This window comes from Agrobacterium vaccinii, assembly GCF_021310995.1.
Classification (GTDB): Bacteria; Pseudomonadota; Alphaproteobacteria; order Rhizobiales; family Rhizobiaceae; genus Agrobacterium; species Agrobacterium vaccinii.
In genome coordinates, this window is sequence record NZ_CP054150.1 from 2,001,373 (window position 1) to 2,021,225 (window position 19,853).

Annotated in this window: 17 protein-coding genes and 1 other RNA gene; 6 read left to right on the forward strand and 12 right to left on the reverse strand. The window is 59.1% G+C overall.

Annotated elements, in window-relative coordinates:
• Positions 1–86 precede the first annotated feature (86 nt).
• The 12 genes from HRR99_RS10010 to HRR99_RS10065 form a co-directional block, all read right to left on the reverse strand.
• The gene (locus HRR99_RS10010; protein WP_233121491.1) at positions 87–1,520 is read right to left on the reverse strand and encodes a UDP-N-acetylmuramoylalanyl-D-glutamyl-2,6-diaminopimelate--D-alanyl-D-alanine ligase; all 1,434 of its coding nucleotides are present in this window, start codon (positions 1,518–1,520) and stop codon (positions 87–89) included.
• Positions 1,517–2,977: a UDP-N-acetylmuramoyl-L-alanyl-D-glutamate--2,6-diaminopimelate ligase gene (locus HRR99_RS10015; protein ID WP_233121493.1), complete on the reverse strand. Its 1,461-nt coding sequence runs from the start codon at positions 2,975–2,977 to the stop codon at positions 1,517–1,519. Before HRR99_RS10015 ends, HRR99_RS10010 begins: the two co-directional genes overlap by 4 nt.
• 58 nt (positions 2,978–3,035) lie before the next feature.
• Positions 3,036–4,775, reverse strand: coding sequence for a peptidoglycan D,D-transpeptidase FtsI family protein (locus HRR99_RS10020; protein ID WP_112498683.1), 1,740 nt, complete (start codon positions 4,773–4,775; stop codon positions 3,036–3,038).
• Entirely contained in the window at positions 4,775–5,332 is a 558-nt protein-coding gene (ftsL, locus tag HRR99_RS10025; RefSeq protein WP_233121494.1) for a cell division protein FtsL, read from the reverse strand. Before ftsL ends, HRR99_RS10020 begins: the two co-directional genes overlap by 1 nt.
• A 1-nt stretch (position 5,333) precedes the next feature.
• Positions 5,334–6,359 carry a 16S rRNA (cytosine(1402)-N(4))-methyltransferase RsmH gene (gene rsmH, locus HRR99_RS10030; RefSeq protein ID WP_233121496.1) on the reverse strand — a complete coding sequence of 342 codons (1,026 nt, stop codon included), beginning with the start codon at positions 6,357–6,359 and terminating at the stop codon, positions 5,334–5,336.
• 14 nt (positions 6,360–6,373) lie between these two features.
• Complete coding sequence (gene mraZ / locus HRR99_RS10035) at positions 6,374–6,814, reverse strand: division/cell wall cluster transcriptional repressor MraZ (protein WP_065697897.1); 441 nt, start codon at positions 6,812–6,814, stop codon at positions 6,374–6,376.
• A 398-nt stretch (positions 6,815–7,212) separates the two neighbouring features.
• Positions 7,213–7,614: RNase P RNA component class A (rnpB, locus tag HRR99_RS10040), an RNA gene on the reverse strand.
• Between the two features lie 59 nt (positions 7,615–7,673).
• Positions 7,674–8,867 (reverse strand): NAD(P)/FAD-dependent oxidoreductase, encoded by a 1,194-nt coding sequence (locus HRR99_RS10045; protein ID WP_233121498.1) that lies wholly within the window; start codon positions 8,865–8,867, stop codon positions 7,674–7,676.
• 297 nt (positions 8,868–9,164) lie between these two features.
• Positions 9,165–10,352: an FAD-dependent oxidoreductase gene (locus tag HRR99_RS10050; RefSeq protein WP_233121499.1), complete on the reverse strand. Its 1,188-nt coding sequence runs from the start codon at positions 10,350–10,352 to the stop codon at positions 9,165–9,167.
• Between the two features lie 121 nt (positions 10,353–10,473).
• On the reverse strand, positions 10,474–11,010 hold the full coding sequence (locus HRR99_RS10055; protein WP_112498679.1) for a lytic transglycosylase domain-containing protein: 537 nt from the start codon (positions 11,008–11,010) through the stop codon (positions 10,474–10,476).
• Between the two features lie 245 nt (positions 11,011–11,255).
• Positions 11,256–12,023: an N-acetylmuramoyl-L-alanine amidase gene (locus HRR99_RS10060; RefSeq protein ID WP_233121500.1), complete on the reverse strand. Its 768-nt coding sequence runs from the start codon at positions 12,021–12,023 to the stop codon at positions 11,256–11,258.
• Positions 12,020–12,760, reverse strand: a complete 741-nt coding sequence (locus HRR99_RS10065) for a J domain-containing protein (protein ID WP_045228950.1) — start codon at positions 12,758–12,760, stop codon at positions 12,020–12,022. The genes HRR99_RS10060 and HRR99_RS10065 overlap by 4 nt, the downstream gene beginning before the upstream one ends.
• A gap of 307 nt (positions 12,761–13,067) precedes the next feature.
• Between HRR99_RS10065 and HRR99_RS10070 the strand changes: the two genes are divergently transcribed.
• The 6 genes from HRR99_RS10070 (at position 13,068) to HRR99_RS10095 (ending at position 19,619) form a co-directional block, all read left to right on the forward strand.
• On the forward strand, positions 13,068–14,279 hold the full coding sequence (locus HRR99_RS10070; protein WP_233121501.1) for a pyrophosphate--fructose-6-phosphate 1-phosphotransferase: 1,212 nt from the start codon (positions 13,068–13,070) through the stop codon (positions 14,277–14,279).
• Between the two features lie 171 nt (positions 14,280–14,450).
• Positions 14,451–15,086 (forward strand): LysE family translocator, encoded by a 636-nt coding sequence (locus tag HRR99_RS10075; RefSeq protein ID WP_111837940.1) that lies wholly within the window; start codon positions 14,451–14,453, stop codon positions 15,084–15,086.
• A gap of 96 nt (positions 15,087–15,182) precedes the next feature.
• A complete protein-coding gene (locus HRR99_RS10080; RefSeq protein WP_479683813.1) occupies positions 15,183–16,232 on the forward strand; it encodes a transglycosylase SLT domain-containing protein in 1,050 nt (349 codons plus the stop codon).
• A 303-nt stretch (positions 16,233–16,535) separates the two neighbouring features.
• Positions 16,536–17,786: a BtaA family protein gene (locus tag HRR99_RS10085; RefSeq protein WP_233121502.1), complete on the forward strand. Its 1,251-nt coding sequence runs from the start codon at positions 16,536–16,538 to the stop codon at positions 17,784–17,786.
• Positions 17,783–18,460 carry a class I SAM-dependent methyltransferase gene (locus HRR99_RS10090; protein WP_233121503.1) on the forward strand — a complete coding sequence of 226 codons (678 nt, stop codon included), beginning with the start codon at positions 17,783–17,785 and terminating at the stop codon, positions 18,458–18,460. Before HRR99_RS10085 ends, HRR99_RS10090 begins: the two co-directional genes overlap by 4 nt.
• Before the next feature lie 229 nt (positions 18,461–18,689).
• Entirely contained in the window at positions 18,690–19,619 is a 930-nt protein-coding gene (locus HRR99_RS10095; RefSeq protein ID WP_233121505.1) for an IS110 family RNA-guided transposase, read from the forward strand.
• Positions 19,620–19,853 lie beyond the last annotated feature (234 nt).

Here is a 19,853-nt window from a genome sequence, read left to right on the forward strand (position 1 = left end):
CAAAAATTGTGCCTGCGCCACCTCGAGTTCTTGTTTGTTTCAGCAACGAGCAATCGAAAACAGCATCGTGCCATTCATCCAGTGCTCTAAATCTGGCGTTCCGTCTCGGGGAATGCCGGATACTTGTCAAGAAGAGCCGTCACGATCTTGCCAAAACCGATGCCAAGTGACGATTTTATCATCAATACATCGCCCGGCTGGACCCATTTGAGAACGAATTCATTGAGTTCGGCAGTCGTCGGGAACCACGCAACGGTCACGCTCTCCGGCAGGGCATCGCGCAGTGCGGCCATCGACTCACCCGCCAGCCACACGTGCTCGATGCCAGCCGATAGAAGCGGACCGGACAATTCCTCATGCACCTCGGCAGAAAACTCGCCCATCTCCAGCATATCGCCCAGCACGGCCACGCGCCGTCCACTGCCCTTCACTTCGGCTGCGGCCAGAAGCGCTATGGCGGCCCGCATGGAAGCCGGGTTGGCATTGTAGCTCTCGTCGATCAGCAGGAACGAGCCTTCGCCAACCGAAAGACGGTGGCGCTGGCCCCTGCCCTTCACGGGCTCCAGTGTGCCCAGCGCTGCAAAGGCCTTGTCAAGGTCAGCACCCGTCACCGCAACGGTGCCGAGAGCCGCCATGGCGTTTTCGGCAATGTGACGACCGGCAGCGCCGATATGCAGCTCGCTGGTCTCGCCATTGATGATGGTCCAGATGGTCGAACCGTTGGGCGTATTCTCGTAATCGGCAAGGCGGAAATCTGCCTTGGCATGCTGTCCAAATGTCAGCACGTGTTCGATACCCGCATCGAGTGCTGCGCGCTCGAGCTGCTCGAACTGCGCATTGTCGCGGTTCAGAATAACCGCGCCACCGGGCAGTACACCGTCGAAGATTTCAGCCTTTGCCGCCGCAATCTCTTCCAGATTGTTAAAATTGCCGAGGTGAGCAGCCGCGATGGTGGTGATGATGGCCAGATGCGGCTTGACCTGCTTGACCAGCGGGCTGATCTCACCGGCGTGGTTCATGCCCACTTCGAAAATGCCGAATTCCGTATCGGCCGGCATGCGCGCCAGCGTCAGCGGCACGCCCCAATGGTTGTTGAAGGACGAGACGGCGGCATGCACCTTGCCCGAGGGTGCCAGCACCTGCCGCAGCATCTCCTTGGTCGTGGTTTTGCCGACAGAGCCGGTGATGGCGATGATACGCGCCGATGTTCGCTCTCTGGCAGCGATGCCAAGCTTGACCAAGGCCGCCAGAACGTCTTCCACCACGATCATCGGCACGGTCAGTCGTCCAAGCGCAGGCAGCTTGCCTTCCGAAACGACCAGAAGGCCCGCACCGTTGGCGACCGCAAAGCTTGCGTAATCGTGGCCATCCACCCGGTCACCCTTGATGGCGAAGAAAGCTTCGCCCGGCTGCACCGTACGGCTGTCGATGGAAATGCCCGTGATGCCTTGCGGCAGGTTGCCGACCGGACGGCCTGCCATTACGGCGACCATGTCCGGCACTGTCCATAACCAGTTCAAATCTTCAATCCTTCCAGCGCGGTACGCACCTGTTCATGATCCGAGAACGGCAATGTCACGCCGCCCACGATCTGACCTTCCTCGTGCCCCTTGCCCGCAACGATCAATGTATCTCCACTCCCCAGCAGCGACACGGCGTGGCTGATAGCCTCTGCCCTATCGGCGATTTCCAGCGCACCGGGTGCCGCCGCCATGATTTCGGCTCGGATGGTCTGCGGCTCTTCGGAGCGCGGATTGTCATCCGTGACAACAACGATGTCGGACAGCCGGGTCGCCACTTCACCCATGATCGGGCGCTTGCCCTTGTCGCGGTCTCCACCGCAGCCGAAAACCGTAATGATGCGACCGGATGTGAACGGCCGCACCGACGTCAGCACATTTTCCAGCGCATCCGGCTTGTGCGCATAATCCACATAGGCCAGCGCACCGTTCTTCGTCTGGCCGATCAGTTCGAGACGGCCCGCAGCCCCCACCAGTTTCTCAAGCGCCTTGAGCGCCACCGACGCCGAAACACCGGTCGAAATCGCAAGCCCTGCGGCAACCAGCGCATTGGCCACCTGAAAATCACCGGCAAGCGGAATATCGACTTCGTAAATTTTGCCCTGATGATGCACTTCGATCATCTGCTTATGGCGGAAATGCTCGACGCGCTTCAGCGTCAGATAATCGCCTTTGCGACCGACGGTGCGCACATCATGGCCCGCATCCGTCGCCGCCTTGATAGCGCGGTCCGACCACGGATCGTCAGAGAAGATGATAACAGGCGAACCCTTCGGCAAAAGCATATCGAACAGCCGCATCTTGGCGGCCATGTAGTCTTCAATGGTGGGATGGTAATCCATATGGTCGCGACCGAGATTGGTGAAACCGGCAGCGGCCAATTTCACGCCATCCAGACGGCGCTGGTCGAGGCCATGGCTGGAGGCTTCCATCGCCGCATGGGTTACGCCTTCGTCGGCCAATTCTGCCAAGAGCGCATGCAGGGAAACAGGATCAGGTGTCGTCAGCGAACCATATTCCTCGCGACCCGGCGCAATCACACCTGTGGTACCGATCTGCGCCGCCGCATGGCCCGCAGACTTCCAAATCTGGCGAATGAAGGAGGCGACGGAGGTCTTGCCCGCCGTGCCGGTCACGGCAATCATGGTTTCGGGCTGTTTTCCGTAGAAGTTGGCAGCAGAAAGAGAGAGATAACGACGCGGATCAGCGACAACAAGAACCGGCACAGCGGCATCCACGGCATGACCGGACACGACAGCAACGGCACCCTTGGCCACGGCGTCCTGCACGTAAGTGCTGCCGTCCGCCTTGGTCCCGGCCAACGCCACGAACAGCGATCCCGGCTGGGCCTTGCGGCTGTCAGCCGTAATCCCGGTGATTTCAAGCGCTCCGGCGTCTGTCCGAAGCAACTCATTCAGTTCGGGGAACTCAGCCCCCGAGAGATCTCGCAAATTCATCGATATGTCCGTCTTGTCCCCCCGGCGCGAATCGCCGGTCCGTGGTAAGCTGTAACAATCAATAAGACACCAGCAAGGCCGATCCGTCGCTGCCGAACTTTGGCTTTACACCGAGAATAGCAGCAGAGCGGCTGATGATATCCTTCACCATCGGCGCTGCCGTATTACCGGCAAGAGCTGCCCCATTACCCTTGTCGGTACGCGGCTCATCGATGAAGGTCAGCACCACATATTGCGGGTCATAGATCGGGAATGCGCCCAGAAAAGCGTTGAAGTTCTTGTCGTGCACATAGCGACCGTTCACGACCTTATCTGCCGTACCCGTCTTGCCGCCAACGTCGAAGCCTTCGACGCGCGCATTGCGACCGGAACCCTTGGTGCCGTTCCAGTCGAACAGGAAGCGCATGTCCTTGCTGGTCGTCGGTTTCATGACCTGCGTAGCGACCTGATCTGCCTGTTCTCTAGTGCGAGGCAAGAAGGTCGGCTCGATCAGCTTTCCACCGTTGACGAGCGCCGCACCGGCAATCGCCGTCTGCAACGGAGTTGTCGACACACCGTGACCGAAGGAGATGGTGATGGAATTGATCTTCTTCCATGTGCGCGGCTGCGATGGCATGGCCACTTCCGGCAGTTCCGTCTTCATCCTCGACAGCAGGCCAAGCTTGGTCAAAAACTCCTTGTGGCCATCAATGCCCACGGTGTCGGCAATCTTAGCCGTACCGATGTTGGACGAATACTGGAAGATTTCCGGCACCGACAACATGCGGCCTTTGCCGTGGAAATCCTTGATGGTGAAGCCACCGATGCGGATCGGCGCGCGGGCATCGAACATATCGTTGATGTGGACCTTGCCGGAATCAAGACCCATGGCGATGGTAAAGGACTTGAAGGTCGAGCCCATCTCGAACGTGCCGTTCGACATACGGTTGAGCCAGCCTTCTTTAGCGCCTTCCGCCGGATTGTTGGGATCATAATCGGGCTCGGAAACCATGGCGAGGATTTCGCCGGTATGCACGTTGATCACGACGGCGCCAGCGCCGAGAGCCTCTGTTTTCTTGATCCATTCGCTCACCACTTCGCGAGCAATCGCCTGAACGCGCAGATCGATGGAAAGCTTTACAGGCTCCAGCGGCTGATCGGACGTCATGCCAAGCGCCGTCAGATCGGCCAGGCCCTGATTATCGAGATAGCGTTCCATGCCGGCGACGCCACGGTTATCGATGTTGACGTGACCAACGACGTGAGAAGCCGTCGCGCCGCCGGGATAGAAGCGGCGCTTTTCAGGGCGGAAACCAATGCCGGGAATGCCAAGCGCCAAAATCTGGCTCTGCTGCTTCGGCGTCAACTGACGACGCAGCCACTGGAAGCGTGATTCGGATTTCAGTTTCTGATAGGTGCCGCGCGTGTCGAGATCGGGCAGAACGGTGCGCAGTTTCTCGATGGCTTCATCGACATCGACAATGCGGTGCGGTTCGGCAAACAGCGAGACGGTGCGAATATCAGTGGCAAGCACCTCGCCGTTGCGATCCAGCAGATCCGGCCGCGAGGCCATCAGCCTGTCGGCGGGCGCAATGCTGGAAACCGTTTCCGGCTGCGTCATGCCATACTGAACCAGACGACCGCCCACGACACCGTAAAAGCAGATGAAGCCGAATATCAGCAGGCCGACGCGGGTCTTTGCCTGCGTCGCACGGCGTTTGCGGGCACCCTCAAAGGCGGCGTGATCCGTCACACCTGTGGTGCTTGCGGAAAAATGAGCCCTGCTTTTCAGAACCATGACACGGGAGAGAAAAGACATCAGTCCACCGATCCAGTTATCGTTTCATCCATATCGCCAGACTCGTCACCGGCATCGACGCTGACAGGCGCTGCCGGTTTGGGCCGCGAGACCGGCGCGCGTGGTGCAGGCACCGGAACAGGCTTGCCACCGGTGGCGACGATCTGTCCTGCCGGTGCAGACTTCTGCTTGGCTCCGCCCAGTGTCGCTCCGGGCTTGGAACCATTGACGGCAGCCGCAATCACATCCTCGACGCTCATGCCTTCCGGCTCCGGCGGCTGCGGCAGTTGCGAGCGTAGCATCGGAAGCTCTTTGGGCTGCGAAAGCTGCGTCGGCTCTGTCGGCGCCAGCGAAAGATCGGCCTGATAGGCATTCACCAGCCGGTGCAGGCGGTTCGGCTGCGTCAGAAGCGCCCAGTCGGCCCGCAGAAGGTCAATCGTGTCCTTCTCCAGCCGAATTTCCGTTTCCAGCTTCTTGACCGATTCGAGCTTGAGATCGGCCTGATGCTTGATGGAATAGGTCACGACGGCTGCCGCCACCATCACACCCATCAGCATAAAATCGAGGGTCCGCAGCATATCAGCCTCCCATTTTTTCAAGGCTGGCGAGATCGGGCAGCTCGAAGATCGACAGATCGGCAGGCCGCGCTGGCGACGTGGTGCGAAGTCCCGCACGCAACTTGGCAGAACGGGCCCGAGGATTGATGTCGGCCTCTTCGTCGCTAGCCGCAATCATCGGCTTGCCAACAGCATCGAAAATCGCCGACTTGGCGGCCAGCATCGGCATATGGCGAGAGCCCGATGCACGGTCGGAACGATCTGCGAAATACTTCTTGACGATGCGGTCTTCCAGCGAATGGAAGGTCACCACGACCAACCGGCCACCGGGCTTCAAAGCCTGCTCGGCTGCAAACAGCGCCTGCGCCAGCTCGCCAAGCTCGTCATTGACGAAGACGCGCAGCGCCTGAAAGACGCGCGTCGCCGGGTGAATTTTGTCTTTCGCCTTGCGCGGGGTAACGATCTCGATCAATCCAGCCAGATCACGGGTGGTCCGAAACGGCTCTTCGGCACGCTTCTTTTCGATAGCGCGGGCAATGCGGCCCGGCTGCTTTTCTTCGCCCAGAAAACCGAAAATGCGAATGAGATCGCCCACCTTGCAGCGGTTGACGACATCTGCCGCAGATACGCCCGATGCGGACATGCGCATGTCCAGCGGGCCATTTTTCTGGAACGAAAAACCGCGCTCGGCCTCATCGATCTGCATGGAGGAAACGCCGATATCCAGCACGATGCCATCGAGGCCTTCGGCTGGTGCATGCGCGGCAAGATTGGAAAATTGCGACTGGATGAGAGAAAGACGCCCGCCATTGGCAGCAACCATGGCCTGCCCACCGGCAATCGCAGTCGGGTCGCGGTCGAGCGCGATGACATTGGCGCCCTGGTCGAGAATGGCTTGGGTATAACCGCCAGCACCGAAGGTACCGTCGAGAATGACTTTGCCGGGCGCTGGCTCCAGCGCCTTTATAACCTCGTGGAGAAGAACCGGAATGTGGCGAACCGGTCCGCCACCGGCTTCAGAAGATCGTCCGCCAGAATTCACCGCCATTCCGTTTCCCCGTCCTATCCGGGGCGACCAGCGGTAAAACCGCGCCCCGTTCTTGCCGCCTTCTGCGCCTCGTGAAACGCGTCCGGCTGCCACAACTGAAAATGATCCGCTCGACCCACAAAGGTAACCTCGGTGGTGATATTGGCGAATTCCCGAATGAAATCCGTCACCATCAATCGCCCTTCGGCATCGAGTTTCATGAAAATGCCGCCGCCGTGGACCAGCAGCGACATCGCGTTCGCCTCCGGCGAAAACGCGTCCATGGACGCGATCTGCCGTTCGTATCGTTCGAGCAAGTCCGGGCCACCCACGCTGATGGCCGGAAATGCAAAATCCTGGAGACAATAAAGCTCCTGGATGCCACGGTCCGCCAGCACCGAGCGAAACAGCGACGGAACCGAAACGCGCCCCTTGGCGTCGATCCTGTTTGTCACGTTCGATAAAAAGCGCCCCATTGTAAAACTCGCCAAAGCCACCGCATGCAGAGCCGCAACCCGCACCGAGAGGCAACACCGTTACGCACGACAAATCGCTGACCGGTAGGACGTAATGCCCATCGGACCCTTGCAGGCCTCTCCGTTTCAGAGATTGCGGGTCAAAAACACGACCCTTTGTGGTGTGCATTTGGGATACCATGGGACCATATGGGCGTCAATGGGAGAAGCCAGTGGGATACCGGCCTCGGATCGAATATTCATATCCCGTTAAGTTTAACGAATGGTTTACCGTGTGCATTCAAGCACTTGCCGGACGACAACAATTTATCGCCTCTAAAATCTTTTTTTATTAGAAAAAACAAATACTTGCGGGCCCCGTCACGCGGGGCGCACAAGCACTTGGAATAAAAAGAGAATTTGCCAGTTGGCCTGTAAGCCGGGTTCTGTATGGCCCCGGTTTGACCCGGAACGTGGCAGCCATTCATCTGGGACGGCATTTGCACGCCGCCTCTCGCAACCCACCCGGATAACTCGCCCAAAAACCGGCTGTAGATACGCTTGCGCGCATCCCGCGTTATCCCTATTCGGTCTTGCTCCCGGTGGGGTTTACCATGCCACCCCTGTTACCAGCGGCGCGGTGGGCTCTTACCCCACCCTTTCACCCTTACCACTATAAAAGTGGCGGTCTACTCTCTGCGGCACTTTCCCTAGGGTCGCCCCCGCCGGACGTTATCCGGCACCGTGTTTCTGTGGAGCCCGGACTTTCCTCACCTTACCGTCTTTCGACATTGGTAAAGCGCAGCTGCCCGGCCAACTGGCAGGGGCTCCTTAGACGGGTTCAGAAACGAAAGCCACCGGAAAATCCGCGAACGGATCATTACGCAGAGAAAGCAGGCGCGAAATCCGCAGCATATTCCGTATCGATGATCCGTCCTTCCACCAGAAGCTCAGCGCCCAACCGCCCGATTTCATCGGAACTCTTGGCCGCCGTACCGCAGCCGCCGGTCAGAACGGCGATGCTTGGTGACGCCGTATAGCCGATCGCCGGAAACCCGCTCGGCGTGTAAGATGTCACGCAAGCCGCCATGGAAATGCGCGAGCGGTCGATGGAAGGAATCAGCGTTTCGATGATATCGGAGAAGTCGTCGCGCACCTTGGCGCTTCCGCCTGAGCGGAACCATTCACGGATTTCGCGGTCGCCGTTCAAAACAATATCGACAGGCTCACCGCCGATCTTGAGATAGGTCTTGCCATAGGGATAGCGCACGGGCGGCAAGAGATAGATGTGCTTGCGCGGATCGGCTGGCTCATAGATCAGCGATGGCATGCCCGCGTAGCGATGCAGCTCGTCGTCTGGAATTTCAAAAAATGCCACCGTGCGGCCATTGACCTGCATCTCAAGCTTCTGCGGCAACAACCCCTCAGCAACGGAAAACCCGCCCGCCGCGACGATCACTTTCTCCGCCGTATAGACCTGGCCGGACGCGGTCGTCACCGTCGCAACACCGCCCTCTTCCCGCACGCTAACGGCAATGTCATCGATCCGCGTCACCCCGCGCTTTTCAGCACTGACGATCTGCGCCCGCACCATCTCACGCGGATTGACCCATCCGGCGTTGCGCCTCTCGAACACGCCTTCGCACCCACTCTCGAACGCAAAATAGGGAAAGCGATCCGCCAGCGCCACATCATCCAGAATCTCGGTTGCGACACCCAGCGTCTCCGCCGCTGCGCAAACATTCTCGATATAGTCAAAGCCGGTGCCGCGTTTCTTGCCAACAATCAGGCAACCAACCTCACCGTAAAATTCCACGCCGCTCTCACGCTCGATCTCGGCGTATCGGGCAATCGACCGATTGGCCAGCCGCGCCCAATCCGCATTGCCATCGATCGTGCGGGTAATACGCGCCGCATCATAATGGCTCGCAAAAACACCGGTATGGTTCTTGATATCCGCAGGCTCACGCGGGCCGATCAGCGCGACGCCATCCGTCTTTCCAGCCAGATGCCGCGCCGCAGCAGCCCCCATCATGCCCGCACCGACCACGATATATTTGAACTGTGTTGCCATGTTCGAGCTCACCGAGTTTCGATTCCGTTACAATGAGTTGTAGCTGCTTGGTGAATCGATTCCAGAGGTTTTGGGCTGAGATGATGGTTGAGAACAGTGGGTGTGGCTTACCCCCCTCTGTCCTGCCGGACATCTCCCCCACAGGTGGGGAGATTGAATCGCGGTTAGGTTTCGGCCATCTCGTACGTTGAGACTGGAGAGAAGTTAGTGCGCCCAGCCGATCTCCCTCCTTGTGGGGGAGATGCCTGGCAAGGCAGAGGGGGGTAAGCCACACCCGCCATCATCCAATGCAGCACCTCAAACAAAAACCGGCCCCACCTGCCCCGCAAAATTCTCTTCCGTCAGCTGTCCGTCCAGCAGTAACACCGCCCCCAATCGCCCGATCTCATCGGAAGACTTCGCCGAAACAAAGTTCCCACCCGTCAACACGGCAATGTTCGAAGACTGCGTATAGCCAATATAGGGATAACCCGTGCGGGTAATCGACGCGACGCAGGAGCCTGACGTGACCGGGCACCCCTCCAGCTTCGGCATAAGCTCGATAGCCCGCCGCTCCAGAAACGCCACCTCGCTCGCCGTGCCATCAGAGTGGAACCAGCGCACCGCCTCATCCAGCGTCTCCAGCCTGCTCTTCTCGCTCTCGCCGCCGATTTTCAGGTAGGTCTTGCCATCGGGATACAGCACGGGCGGCAGGATGTAGACGATGTCATCGGCATTTTCCGCCAGCACGATGGTCGATGGCATGCCCACGAAATCGCGCTGCTTCTGCTCGTCCAGTTCGAAAAACGCAATTGTGCGGCCCGTCGCTGCCATATCGACTTTCGATGGCAACAGATCGGCCATATTGGTGAAACCGCCCGCCGCGACGATCACCTTGTCCGCCGTATAGCGCTGGCCCTCGTTCGTGACCACCTCCACACCGGAGGCCGTGTCATCGATGCTCACCACAGTCTCGCGAATCAGCGTCGCACCTTGGCGTTCTGCAATTGCGACCTGCGCCTTTACCAGCGCGCGTGGATTGACATAACCGGCGTTGCGCGGCTCGAACCAGCCATCGTGATCATCGGGCAAAGAAAACATCGGGAAACGAGCCCCGATCTGCGAGGCAGCGTATTCCTCCACCGTAAGCCCCAGCCGGTCCCGCGCCGCCATGGCCCCCGCCACATAGTCTCCTCCAAGCCCTTTGCCGTTTCCGGTAAAGAGGCACCCCGTCTCGTGGTAAAAACGAATACCGCTCTTGGCTTCGATCTCGGCGTAACGGGCAATCGAGCGTTTCGCCAGTTCCGCCCAGACCGGATCGCCATCGAAACCGCGGGTAATACGGGCTTCATCGTAATGGCTGGAAAACACGCCGTTGTGGCTCTTGATATCGAGCGGCTCAGCAGGGCCGATCAAAGCCACGCCATCCGTTTGGGCCGAAAGATGGCGTGCCGCAGCAGCCCCCATCATGCCAGCACCGACGACGATATATTTGAAATCCGCCATTTTTCGCATCCCCACGGCCCTCGCCCAAACCCTTGGGCGGAAAAGACTTTTTTACAGCCGCGTAGACGTGCGTCTACTGGATTCCTGCGACGATCACAGGAATGACGGCGGTGGAATGCATCTAGCCTTCCAAAATCGCCTGCACCTTGCCGCAATAGCGCTTCGAAACCGGGTTCATCCGCGTAGCGCCATGGCCTGCATTGTAGCGCAGAATAGTGTCGCATACCTGCCCGCCACCTAGCTGGTGCGCGGTTGCCAGATATTGCATGCCCCAGCGTATGTTGGTTTCGGGATCATAAAGCGCTTTCGTCGTGCCGCGATAGCCCATCATCCTTGCCGTGGCGGGCTTGATCTGCATGAGACCAACCTCACCGGCACTGCCGCGTGCTTTAGGGTTGAACTTGCTTTCCACGGAAACGACGGCGTGGGCCAGATTGGTCGGCACGCCGTAGCGCTTGGCATATTTGACGATGAGATCGGAGTAGTTATTCTTCAGGCCGGTTGGAAGCGTCTTTTCGGGGATGGGATAGCCAGGCTTGCGGAAATAGGTTTCCAGAGTGACCGTCTTGGTCTTCACGTCGTCCTTGGCAAAAACAGGTCCGCTCTGTGCGGCAAGCATGGCAAGACAAGCCGAAACAGCAACAATCATTCTTCTCATTAGTATAAATGGTCTCCGACCGTGAAGACTGTGGAATTCGTCCGCAATAGCGCTCAAGTCAGGAAGATCATCGAAACGATCCGGCGCACGTCTTCATCATTGATACTGGCGACTTGGGTTTCTCACTGAAACCGGTCGCGGGTTGATGAGGCGTATTAAGTGGCGCATTAAGGATATACTGTGGCAAATCGAAAAATATCGACTGCCGAGCCCTCAATATTAGAAGAATTTTCCGAAAATCGCGTCTAGGCAGCGCGAAATTTCGGCAACTCGGAGATCAAGCGGTGCAACGTGTCGATGGTGGAAAAATCAGCAATGCCATCCACCAGAGCGGGCCGGAAATGGCGCTGGAATGCAGCCACCGCGCCTTCGGTTTTCTCGCAATAATGGCCTGTTATTTCAACGCCGTATCCATACAGCGACAACATGGATTGCAGCGCTTCGACCGGCTGTCCGCTATCGCCCCGCTGAAAGAACCTGCCACCGCCAATGGTTGCTGGAGGAACCCAGTGTCCGACACCGTTTTGCGACAACACGTCCCACGGAAACTTTTCGCCCGGATCGATCTTGCGCACCGGTGCGATATCGGAGTGCCCCAGCACCCGTTCCGGCGCGATGGACCACCGCTCGCCGCAATCGCGACATAATTCGATGACGGCACGGATTTGCGCCTCAGGAAAGTCCGGCAACCCCGCCGGATGCCCGGCATTGGCAATCTCGATACCGATGGAGCGCGAATTGATATCGTTTGAGCCATCCCAAACGCTTTTGCCCGCGTGCCATGCCCGACGCGTTTCCGGCACCAGCTGTATCACCCGGCCATCTTCAAACACGAAGTAATGGCTGGAGACCTGGCTTTCGGGATTGCACAGCCAAGACAGCGCGCTGTCTGCGGTGCCCATGCCGGTATAATGCAGAATGATGATGTCGGGCGCGCTCACATCGATGCGCTCGCCATGGTTTGGCGAAGGCACGACGGTCGCGCCCTTATAGTCCGCAGTGAAATCACTCATGCGACGCGGCGTTCTTTCTCGATGGCCGCATAGGCCGCATTCAACGCCGCCATGCGTTCATTGGCTGCCGCATGCAGTTCCATCGGCACGCCACGCGCAATTAGCTTGTCCGGGTGGTGTTCGGCCACCAGCGAACGATAACGCTTGCGAATATCCATGAAGTCGTCACCAGGCGAAACACCCAGTACACGGTAAGGGTCGCGCCCTTCCATATGCACGTGCCGCGCCATGATCATTTCGAAATGATCTTCGGTGATTCTGAAAATCTCTGCGATGCGGCCCAGAAACGCCATTTCGCGCTCATGAATCAAGCCATCGGCCTTGGCGATATGAAACAGCCCGTCAATCACGCTTTCCAGCATGTCGCAATTCTGTTCGCCCGAACCGCACAGGCCAGACAGGCGCTCTGCATAGGCCTCGTAGCCTGCAACGTCCTGTCGTGCGAGGTTGTAGAGCCGCGCAACGTTTTTGGCTTCCTCTTCAGGAAAGTCGAATATCTGGCGGAATGCTTTAACCTCGGCATCGTTGACCATGCCATCGGCCTTCGCCATCTTGGCGGACAGCGCGATGATGGCGACGGAGAAGGACACCTGACGACGGGTTTCCGGGTCGCCTTCGAAGACGGTTCTGACAGCCTCGATCACGCGTCCAAGCACGTTGCCTGCTGCATCGCCGATTGCGCCGAGCAGCCGTTCCCACAGCGATGAAAGTTGCAAACAGGCGAAATCGTACATCATTCCTCCAAGCATAAGGCCCGATTTGCTGAATGCAATATGCATAACGGTCGCATGCCATTAACTTTTCTTCATCTTGCGATCATATCGACTGACTTGAATTGCTAATACGTCGAGAACGCCAAATCGGTTTTCCACAGGCTGGGATGACCGCCGAAGGTCGCGTGTCAATTGAAACGATTATATCGGCTAACTCATTCAATCGCTTTGAAATTCCGCGATTTTCTTGAGAAATTCACTTTACATGCCACATTCTGTCACGCATCCATTTGCCACGACATCTTTGCAAAGAACTCGAAGGAGAGCCACGATGGCTAAACAGAAAGTCGCAATGTTGACCGCAGGTGGTCTTGCGCCCTGCCTTTCTTCCGCCGTGGGCGGGCTGATCGAACGCTACAGCGACATTGCTCCTGACATCGACATCGTGGCGTACCGCTCCGGTTATCAGGGCGTGCTTCTGGGCGACAGCGTCGACATCACCAAAGATATGCGCGAGAAGGCGCCTCTCTTGCACCGTTACGGCGGCTCGCCCATCGGCAACAGCCGCGTGAAGCTGACCAATGCCGCCGACTGTGCAAAGCGCGGCCTCGTCAAGGAAGGCGAAAACCCCTTGGCCGTCGCGGCAGATCGTCTCGCGAAGGATGGCGTCACCATTCTCCACACCATAGGTGGCGATGACACCAATACGACAGCCGCCGATCTTGCGGCCTATCTCGGTGCCAACGGCTATAATCTTACTGTCGTCGGCCTACCGAAGACGGTCGATAACGACGTCGTGCCGATCAAGCAGTCGCTGGGCGCATGGACCGCAGCCGAAGTCGGCGCGAACTTCTTCGACAATGTCAGCAACGAGCAGAGTGCCGCACCCAAGACCTTCGTCATTCACGAAGTCATGGGCCGCCACTGCGGCTGGCTGACGGCGGCAACCGCCCGCGCCTATATCCAGAAGACAAAAGGCAATGAATATGTCGAAGGTCTGTTGATGGGCGAGCAACTCAAGAGCATCGATGGCCTATACCTGCCGGAAATGGCATTCGATATCAAAGCCGAAGCCGAGCGCCTGAAGAAGATTATGGACGATACCGGCTTCGTCACCCTGTTCGTTTCGGAAGGTGCCGGTCTCGATTCCATCGTTGCCGAGCGTGAAGCGGCTGGCGACACCGTCAAGCGCGATGCCTTCGGCCACGTCAAGATCGATACGATCAATGTCGGCGGCTGGTTCCAGAAGCAGTTCGCGGGCCTCATCGGTGCGGAACGCACCATGGTGCAGAAATCCGGCTATTACGCCCGCTCCGCCCCGGCCAATGGCGAAGACCTTCGCCTCATCCAGAGCATGGTCGATCTGGCCGTCGAAAGCGCCTTGAACAAGGTGTCCGGTGTGACCGGCCATGACGAGGATCAGGGCGGCAAGCTGCGCACCATCGAGTTTCCACGCATCAAGGGCGGCAAGCACTTCGACCTGTCGACTCCATGGTTCGGTGATGTGATGAGCCACATCGGCCAGCCCTACAAGGCCGCCTGACCGCACACTCCATCCGTCTTTACGCCGCATTATGCGATCAAGCTGATCCACTGTGGCGTAAACACACCGCCCCGACGATATCTGTCATCGGCCTAGAAATCCGTTTTGGTTTCGGGGCCGATGCTGTATTCTTGACGAAAATGACGTCGGGGAGGGCAAGGAGGAAAGCATATGTCCGCACAAGTCTGGCTGGTCTTTTGTGCAGCCTGTGTGATTCTGTTCGCATTGCCCTCGCCCATCTCGTTCAAAGTCGCGAGCTACGCCGCCATTCGCGGTAAGCGCGCCCTCGTCGCTGCCGTCACAGGCGCAACGCTCGGCATCGTCACCACCGTTACAGCCGCAGCCATTATCGTCGCAGGCGCGGAGTTTCTCCCCTCTCCTGTTCTTTATATCGCGCAGTGGGCTGGCACCGGCTGGCTGATGCTGTTCAGCCTGTGGACGATTGCAACGCCCGCCGCCCGCGAAGCCAATGCCGACAACGACAATCTGCGCGGCAAGACGTTCGGCACCATCTTCACTGATTGCTTCGTCCAGGCATCGCTGCGTCTGCGCTATTTCGGCTTCTTCGTAGCCTTCCTCGTGCAATTCGTTAACGGCACCCGCGATGTGGTGGAAATGGTGACACAAATGCAGGCCGTCGTCCTGCTCATGGCCTTCGTCTGCATCCTCGCCCAGGCCTGCTTTGCTCGCTTCACCATCCGCTCCGTGCGGCGCATGTCGGTCGCCAAAAAGCTGAAAAATCCCCGCCGTACGCACTTCATCGCAGGCCGTGCCGTCACCGCCGGATACCGCCGTATCGCTGCCTGAAAATTCACTGTCACGTCCCGGCTTGCCGGAATCCTTACGATAGGTTAATGATCGCCGGATAGGGACTGCCTGCTTCGTTTGAAACGGGGGTATCAAGTGACAGGCGCACTCAAAGGCGGCAGCATGAAAATTTCAGGCAATTTTCGTCGAAAATCGGCGCTACTTCTGTCGTCCACGGTGGGCATCGCGCTGACACTGGCAGGATGCACCAGCGTCGAAGTGGCATCCAAGAGCGATGCGCTACAGCCGAAAATCGCCTCAGCGCCCCAGACACCCGCAAGCGTAACGACCGACGCCCAGGCCGCCTCAGCAGGCACGACCGCCCCCGTCGAAGTTGCGTCCAACACAGCAACTGAAACACTGCCCACCACCGCCGCCGTCAAGGGTGGCCGCGTGGCGCTTCCGCCAGCAGCGGAAATCGCAGCAGCCGCCGCCATAGACGCACAAATTCAGCCACAGGCCCAGACGACGGTTGAGGCCCAGCAGGTCGCACTCACAGCGCCAGCTGCACCTACACCTGCAACGACTGCGGTCATGCATCAGGCCAACACTGCCGCCCTGCCCCAGGTCGTTGCCATGAAGGGCAGCTTCCCACCGGCCCCTGGCGCGCCGGGAACACCTTCGGCTGCTGCCGTTCCACTGACAGAAGAGATGATGAAGCAGCAGAGCGTCATCCCGGTTCCGAAGCCGCAGGGCGCTATGCTCGCCTATGCCTCGGCCCCGCAAAATGCAGCGCTCGCCGCCATCAGCACCCGTGAAGGCCTGACCACCGCACCGGACGCCCCCACGATGATGGGTCGCCAGAAGCTCAGCGGCCTCATCAGCAAATACGCCACCATGTATGACGTGCCGGAAGATCTCGTGCACCGCGTGGTCATGCGCGAAAGCCGCTACAATCCCCGCGCCGTCAACGGCGGCCACTTCGGCCTCATGCAAATCAAACACGCCACAGCCCGCTCCATGGGCTTCGACGGCCCCGCCTCCGGCCTTTTCGACGCAGAAACCAACCTCAAATATGCCGTGAAATACCTGCGCGGCGCATGGATGGTTGCCGATAATGACCGCGACAATGCCGTCAGGCTCTACGCCCGCGGCTATTATTACGACGCCAAGCGCAAGGGCATGCTGCACGTGTTACGGAAGTAACGGCGGCTCGATCTTTTCCAATCATTGAATGTCGGCACATGGGGCTCCCCCCCTCTGCCCTGCCGGGCATCTCCCCCTCAGGTGGGGAGATCGAATCGTAGCAAGCTCTCGCCCATCTTGAACGTTGCGGATGGGATTAGGTGCGCGCGCCCAGCCGATCTCCCCACCTGAGGGGGAGATGGCCGGCAGGCCAGAGGGGGGTAAGCCAAGCCCGCCAACGTTTAATGCAGCATCCACACCCCGTCATCAAACTGTTGCGTCTCATCGCTAAACGCCTCTCAACCGAATGAGAGGTCGAATCCCATGACGAGTGTCGCGCCGAAGACCGGTTTCAGCAAAAACGTAAAACTCAAAGCCGCCCTCCTCCAGCACAAGGCCCTGTCCACCAGCGGCCTGTCGGAGCGCCTGTTCGGCGTGCTGTTTTCCGGTCTTGTCTATCCGCAAATCTGGGAGGACCCGGATGTCGACATGCAGGCCATGGAACTGCGCGAAGGCCACAGCATCGTTACCATCGGGTCAGGCGGCTGCAACGTGCTGGCCTATCTGTCGCGCCATCCCGCACGCATCGATGTCGTCGATCTCAATCCGCACCACATCGCGCTGAACAAGCTCAAACTCGCCGCCTTCCGCCATCTGCCTGCACATGGTGACGTTGTACGCCAGTTTGGCGTGGCGAATGTGCGCTCCAACAGCGATGGCTATGATCGCTTCATCGCCCCGCATCTGGATGCCCAGACCCGCGCCTATTGGTCCAGACGCACCCTGACGGGCCGTCGTCGCATCTCCGTATTCGACCGCAATATCTACCGCACCGGCCTGCTTGGCCGCTTCATCGGCGCGGGCCACGTTCTGGCGCGCCTGCACGGCGTCAAGCTTCAGGACATGGCGAATGCTCGCTCCATCGACGAGCAGCGGCAGTTCTTCGACAGCAAGGTCGCACCTCTCTTCGACAAGCCGATGATTCGCTGGCTGACGAAGCGTAAAAGCTCGCTGTTCGGCCTGGGCATTCCACCGCGCCAGTATGATGAGCTTGCAAGCCTTTCCGACGGCAACACGATTGCGCCGGTGCTGCGCCAGCGCCTCGAAAAACTGGCGTGCGACTTCCCGCTGAAGGATAACTACTTCGCCTGGCAGGCCTTCGCGCGCCGCTATCCTCAGTCACAGGAGGGCGCCCTGCCGGATTATCTGCGTCAGGATTACTATGCGGCAATTCGCGAAAACGCGGCCCGTGTGCATGTCCACCACGCGACCTTCACCGAACTGCTGGCCACAAAGCCTGCCTCATCGGTTGATCGCTACGTGCTGCTCGATGCGCAGGACTGGATGACCGATACGCAGATCAACGAGCTGTGGTCGCAGATCAGCCGCACGGCGGCACCTGACGCCCGCGTCATTTTCCGTACTGCGGCGGAAAAAAGCGTCATCGAGGGACGCCTCTCGCCGGATGTCGCCGCGCAGTGGACCTATCTCGCGGAGCGTTCGCAGGAGCTGAACGCGCGGGACCGTTCCGCCATTTACGGCGGCTTCCACATTTACCAGAGGGCCCAGGCATGAAGAGCATCGGCGATAATATCAGCCTCGGCGATGTCAAACACGCCAACCTGATGGACCGCATGTACCGCCACCAGCGGCACATCTACGATATAACCCGCAAATACTACCTTCTGGGCCGCGATACCACCATCGACAGGCTGGACGTTCCCCAGGGCGGCAGTCTGCTGGAAATCGGCTGCGGCACGGGCCGCAACCTCCTGCGCGCCTCCCGGCTATTTCCCACTGCAAAGCTCTACGGCCTCGATATTTCCGCCGAGATGCTGACGACCGCCAGCGAGAATTTCGGCGGCCATCGCGAACGCCCCATCCTGCGCGTTTCCGACGCCACCACCTTCAAGCCCAGCGAATTCAGCCGCACCAACGGCTTTGACCGTGTGATGATTTCCTACGCCGTGTCGATGATACCGGATTGGGAAAAGGCAATCGAACGCGCCGTGCTGGCACTTGCCCCCGGCGGTTCGCTGCACATCGTGGATTTTGGCCAGCAGGAAGACCTGCCCCGCTGGTTCCGCAGCCTGCTTCAGGCCTGGCTCACGAAATTTCACGTCACGCCACGCAACAACATGCGCTACGTGCTGGAAGCCATCGCAGGCACCCACAATGCCACACTGGAGTTCCAGCCAATCATGCGTGGTTACGCATGGCGCGCTGTGCTGACGCTGCAGAAGGGTTGAAGTCGAAACATAGCCCACGGCAGTGGGTGTGGCTCACCCCCCTTGTAACTTCCCTTCACCGTCATTTGGGTGTGTACTGTCCAGTGCGGTGGCGGATGTGAGACCGAAGCCCCTTAGGGACACCAAGCCCGTGGCAGAGCCCGGTCGTGCATCCGCCGTTCCATCGAACCCGAACAGTCGCCAGGGCCGCTTGCGCGAGCAAAGCCCGCTTAGGCAAGGATGGGATAAGATGGATATTATCGTTGGTATAGATGTCTCCAAGGATCGCCTCGACGTTGCGGTTTCACCCTCAGGTACAAGCTTTTTCGTCGGAAACGACCATGACGGCATCGAAGAGCTGGTGCTTCGCCTCAAGGCGGAAAAGGTTGATCTCGTGGCCGTGGAGGCGACGGGCGGCTTCGAAACGCTGGCGGTGGCAAAGCTTGCGGCGTGCGACATCTGCGTGATCGTCGTCAACCCGGCGCAGGTCCGGGCCTATGCCAACGCCATCGGTCGGCGTGCCAAGACCGATGCGATCGATGCAGCCCTGATTGCCGCTTTCGTCGTGGCGACGAAACCGCAGATCCGGTCGCTGCCCGATGCGCAAACCCAGGCGTTATCGGCCCTTGTCGATCGCAGACGGCAGATCGTTCAGATGATCGTGGCCGAAGAGAACCGGTTGCGGATGGCGTTGGACAAGACCACCCACAAAAGCATCAAACGGTTGTTGGCTGCGCTCAACCGCGAGAAGGACAGCATTGACACGGATATGGATGAGCATATCCGCAAGTCCCCCTTGTGGCGTGTGCGCGAAGCACTGCTGACCTCGGTTCCAGGTGTCGGGCGGGCCACGGCACGCACGCTTCTGGCCGAAATGCCGGAACTTGGCAGCCTCAACCGCCGACAGATCGCATCCCTTGCGGGACTGGCACCATGGACGCGGCAATCGGGCAAGTGGAAAGGCAAGAGCTTCATCGGTGGCGGGCGCTCCAAGGTGCGGGCGGTGCTGTTCATGGCAGCACTGGTCGCATCTCGCCACAACCCGTTGCTCAAGGAATTCCGCGATCGTCTCGTGGCATCCGGCAAGCCCAAGATCGTCGCCATCGTGGCCACCATGCGCAAGCTACTCACCATCCTCAACGCCATCATCCGGGAGAATAAACCATGGCAAAACGCTTGACTGCCAAGACAGTCGCTCTGCCCTGCCGGGCATCTCCCCCTCAGGTGGGGAGATCGAACCGCGGATAGCTCTCGGCCTCCCTGAATGTTGTGGAGTTGGAAGTGACTAGCGATAAAGTTGCGGACGGAATGCGGAGCAGGCGCCCAGCCAATCTCCCTCCTTGCGGGGGAGATGTCCGGCAGGACAGAGGGGGGTAAGCCACACGCTCTGCCTATCGATATGCTTCAACACAAG

Bases quoted from the DNA above. Each gene is read 5' to 3' on its own strand.
- HRR99_RS10015 (WP_233121493.1), bottom strand. From the start codon at position 2,977: ATGAATTTGCGAGATCTCTCGGGGGCTGAGTTCCCCGAACTGAATGAG.
- HRR99_RS10020 (WP_112498683.1), bottom strand. From the start codon at position 4,775: ATGTCTTTTCTCTCCCGTGTCATGGTTCTGAAAAGCAGGGCTCATTTT.
- ftsL (WP_233121494.1), bottom strand. From the start codon at position 5,332: ATGCTGCGGACCCTCGATTTTATGCTGATGGGTGTGATGGTGGCGGCA.
- rsmH (WP_233121496.1), bottom strand. From the start codon at position 6,359: ATGGCGGTGAATTCTGGCGGACGATCTTCTGAAGCCGGTGGCGGACCG.
- mraZ (WP_065697897.1), bottom strand. From the start codon at position 6,814: ATGGGGCGCTTTTTATCGAACGTGACAAACAGGATCGACGCCAAGGGG.
- HRR99_RS10045 (WP_233121498.1), bottom strand. From the start codon at position 8,867: ATGGCAACACAGTTCAAATATATCGTGGTCGGTGCGGGCATGATGGGG.
- HRR99_RS10050 (WP_233121499.1), bottom strand. From the start codon at position 10,352: ATGGCGGATTTCAAATATATCGTCGTCGGTGCTGGCATGATGGGGGCT.
- HRR99_RS10055 (WP_112498679.1), bottom strand. From the start codon at position 11,010: ATGAGAAGAATGATTGTTGCTGTTTCGGCTTGTCTTGCCATGCTTGCC.
- HRR99_RS10060 (WP_233121500.1), bottom strand. From the start codon at position 12,023: ATGAGTGATTTCACTGCGGACTATAAGGGCGCGACCGTCGTGCCTTCG.
- HRR99_RS10065 (WP_045228950.1), bottom strand. From the start codon at position 12,760: ATGATGTACGATTTCGCCTGTTTGCAACTTTCATCGCTGTGGGAACGG.
- HRR99_RS10070 (WP_233121501.1), top strand. From the start codon at position 13,068: ATGGCTAAACAGAAAGTCGCAATGTTGACCGCAGGTGGTCTTGCGCCC.
- HRR99_RS10075 (WP_111837940.1), top strand. From the start codon at position 14,451: ATGTCCGCACAAGTCTGGCTGGTCTTTTGTGCAGCCTGTGTGATTCTG.
- HRR99_RS10085 (WP_233121502.1), top strand. From the start codon at position 16,536: ATGACGAGTGTCGCGCCGAAGACCGGTTTCAGCAAAAACGTAAAACTC.
- HRR99_RS10090 (WP_233121503.1), top strand. From the start codon at position 17,783: ATGAAGAGCATCGGCGATAATATCAGCCTCGGCGATGTCAAACACGCC.
- HRR99_RS10095 (WP_233121505.1), top strand. From the start codon at position 18,690: ATGGATATTATCGTTGGTATAGATGTCTCCAAGGATCGCCTCGACGTT.